At 40.2% G+C, this 1369-nt stretch carries 2 protein-coding genes and 1 pseudogene; 2 read left to right on the top strand and 1 reads right to left on the bottom strand.

Annotated features, from left to right (window positions below):
- Positions 1-63 precede the first annotated feature (63 nt).
- Positions 64-144, top strand: a complete 81-nt coding sequence (locus tag CIK04_RS34010) for a hypothetical protein (protein WP_325205840.1) — start codon at positions 64-66, stop codon at positions 142-144.
- Positions 145-317: 173 nt separating this feature from the next.
- Positions 318-791, top strand: coding sequence for a response regulator (locus tag CIK04_RS34005; RefSeq protein ID WP_325205839.1), 474 nt, complete (start codon positions 318-320; stop codon positions 789-791).
- Between the two features lie 148 nt (positions 792-939).
- Here the strand turns inward: CIK04_RS34005 and CIK04_RS25895 are convergent.
- Positions 940-1297: pseudogene (locus tag CIK04_RS25895) on the bottom strand (DUF3693 domain-containing protein).
- Between the last annotated feature and the right edge of the window lie 72 nt (positions 1298-1369).

The raw sequence follows: 1369 nt of genomic DNA, 5'->3' as shown, positions 1-1369 counted from the left end.
GAGCTCAGCATCGAACTTGACGACAAGCGTCACTATTGGCTTGATCCCAGCCGATTATCTCAAGTGTTGTTTAATCTCATTGGTAACGCGGTGAAGTTCACTCAGCAAGGTCAGATTGATATTCGTGTGAGCCTAATAGAGTGAGTTATCCATCTCTGTCATAGACACAGGGATTGGCATTCGAGAGAGACAAAATTAGCTCTTTGTTCACCGCGTTTAAACAAGCAGATAGCTCAATTACCATGAAAATTTGGAGGCACGGGCCTAGGGCTTGCCATTACAAAACACTTGGTTGAGCTCATGTCAGGAACAGTTCTGTGTTTCTAGCCAGTTTGGTAAGGGCTCGACATTTGATTGTGCAAATTCCAGTTAAAAGTCGCAAGCTAATTCGTTTGAGCCAAGATGGCACGACTAGCAAACGCGACAGAGCATTGAATGTGTTAGTCGTAGAAGATACACATTCCAATCAAATGGTTATCCAACTGCTTTTAAACAAACTTGGCCACAACGTATTTATTGCCAATAACGGAAGTGAAGCGATTGAGTTCATCGAGTCCAACACGGAGTCTCTGGATGTGGTGTTTATGGATGTGTCAATGCCAGTCATGGATGGACTCACAGCAACAAAAATTCTACGAGCAAAGGGATTTGAAGTGCCAATTATCGCTTTAACAGCCCATGCATTAGCCAGCGATAAACAAAATTGCTTAGACGTCGGTATGGACAGCTTTGTTGCTAAGCCCGTACGAAAACAAGAACTCGCCAACGCGATTGAAGCCTTAATCGTATAACCAATATAGAACCTTAAATCTTTGATTAATAAGGTTCTATATTAGGTATTTTATGGTAAATACAAATTATGTTTAATCATGAATCAGAGCATTAATACCAGTAAAGGGGAGCCGAGACAGAAACATTTCACGTAGCGCTATATATCATTTAACATAACGTACATAATACGAAGTTGGCCATTTCTAAATTTGTCAGAGCAAAAGCCCCGTAAGCCATTGAAATACCTGTTAAACCTAGCCCGTTATACTTTTTGCGTATGTCTTCCATGTCTTGCTGTGCTTCGTAACTCTTGGCTTTGTCTGCTGCTAAGTAAACTAATACCGTTTCTGTGTCGGCTCCCACTTCCTTAGCAAGAAATAGCGCTTCGTTTTCAGTTAGATAACGCTCACCATTTCTTATTCCTGATAACTTTTGCACGCTTATTCCTAAATCGTGCGCGATTTGTTTGTCATTGAATGTAATTCTTAGCGTTTTTATACGCATCTAACAGTTGGTTTATATACATTATAAATCTCACCGTTTCTAGTTAACCTGATTCTAGCTTAATTATCCGCAAATACGTGTATTTACATTACGC

This window comes from Vibrio sp. 03_296 (genome assembly GCF_002265885.1).
This window is presented reverse-complemented; position numbering and strand designations above follow the sequence as displayed.